Here is a 1,354-nt window from a genome sequence, read left to right as displayed (position 1 = left end):
GCTAAAAATCGCTCTTCATCATCCAAAACAAGCCATAACTGTTTCTTACCACTGCAAATAGATTCAATGAGTTCTCGCAACGTAATTTCATGTTTAAAACGCTCTACATACGCATTAAAAGATGCAATGATTTCTTCAAGATAAGGGGCTATACGCTCCATATCCCAAGAACTGGTCAAAAAGACTTTTGCCATTAGCCTCTACCAAAAGGACGTAAATCCACATTAAACCCCGTAATCATCGTACAAGATATTGATTTATAATGATAATTCACTGTTTTGTATGTTGAGTGAGAGTCCCGAATAACGTAAGATTCTCTCATTTCAAATCTGTTTATCTTGAATCAATCAAAACCACTATTTGCACATAACAAGTGGGATGAGCGTGTGGATCAAATTTGTATAAGAAAGGACTAAAAATGGCTCTTATGAACCGTCTTAATGCAAGGGCTGTCGCAACATTGGGGGCTGGCAAATATAATGATGGTGCCGGCTTGTTACTTTATAAGCGTAAAGATGGCGGTGCTCAATGGATTTACCGTTATACCATTCATGGTCGGCGCCGCGAAATGGGCTTGGGTGCCTTGAGAGATGTTTCTTTAAAACAAGCCCGTGAATTGGCAACTGGGTGGCGTTCTGTTCTTCGTGAAGGGCGTGACCCTATTAAAGAACGTGAAAAACAAAAGCGTGAGGCAATAAGTAATCTCCATTATTTAAAAGATATCGCGTTGGATGCTTTTGAAAGTCGTAAAGCTGAATTAAAAAATGATGGTAAAGATGGGGATTGGTTTTTGCCATTACGCCTTCATATTCTTCCTAAACTAGGCTGTCTTCCCGTTTCTGAGATTACACAAACAGAGATACGCAATGTTCTTGCCCCTATTTGGCATACAAAAGCTGGAACAGCTAATAGAGCTCTTATTCGTCTCAACCTTTGTCTCAAACATGCGGCTGCATTAGGATTGAATGTTGATTTACAAGCAACAGAAAAAGCACGCGCGCTCTTAGGTAAACAACGCCATAAAGTCCAAAATTTACCAGCCATGGATTGGAAAGATGTGCCGGCTTTTTATAAAACACTCTGTGAAGCATCAACCATAACACAACTGGCTTTGCGTTTGCTTATTCTGACAGGCGTTCGTACCAATCCTTTACGTCATATTCATAAAGATCAAGTTGAGGAGGATATATGGACCATTCCTGCTGAGAATATGAAAGGAAGGCGTGATGCTACAACAGAATTTCGCGTGCCTCTATCAACAGAAGCATTAGAAATTCTAAAACAAGCGCGCTTGCTCTCTCGTAATGATTTCTTTTTTTCTGCTAGAGGTCGTGGTCCCCTCGCTGAGAAATGT

At 40.4% G+C, this 1,354-nt stretch carries 1 protein-coding gene and 1 pseudogene; one reads left to right on the top strand and one right to left on the bottom strand.

The features are described from left to right. Positions 1–194: pseudogene (locus U736_RS0108735) on the bottom strand (hypothetical protein); the annotation flags it as partial. Between the two features lie 224 nt (positions 195–418). Between U736_RS0108735 and U736_RS0108730 the strand changes: the two are divergent. After that, positions 419–1,354: tyrosine-type recombinase/integrase (locus U736_RS0108730; protein WP_026500689.1), on the top strand; the 936-nt coding region annotated here is incomplete at its 3' end.

The sequence above is a fragment of the Bartonella grahamii ATCC 700132 genome (genome assembly GCF_000518085.1).
GTDB lineage: Bacteria > Pseudomonadota > Alphaproteobacteria > Rhizobiales > Rhizobiaceae > Bartonella > Bartonella grahamii.
Note: the sequence above shows the minus strand (reverse complement) of the source record. Positions and strands in the feature narration are given on the sequence as shown.